Source organism: Streptomyces silaceus (assembly GCF_001419745.1).
Lineage (GTDB): Bacteria > Actinomycetota > Actinomycetes > Streptomycetales > Streptomycetaceae > Streptomyces > Streptomyces silaceus.
Genome location: NZ_LIRJ01000508.1, coordinates 849 through 1,065 on the forward strand (window position 1 = coordinate 849; position 217 = coordinate 1,065).

The window sequence follows — 217 nt, forward strand, 5'->3', positions numbered from 1 at the left end:
TGGTCCTGATGGGCGCGGGCCTGCTCTGGTTCGGCTGGCTCGGCTTCAACGGCGGCTCGGCCCTCGGCGCGAACGGCCTCGCCGCGGCGTCGCTGCTCAACACGCTGGTGGCCGGCGGGACGGGGCTGCTCGGCTGGCTCTTCGTGGAGCAGCGGCGCGACGGCCACCCGACGACGTTCGGCGCGGCGTCGGGCGCGGTGGCGGGCCTGGTCGCGAT

At 76.5% G+C, this 217-nt stretch carries 1 pseudogene; it reads left to right on the plus strand.

Going from position 1 to position 217, the window contains the following annotated elements:
• Nucleotides 1–217: pseudogene (locus AOK22_RS43335) on the plus strand (ammonium transporter); the annotation flags it as partial.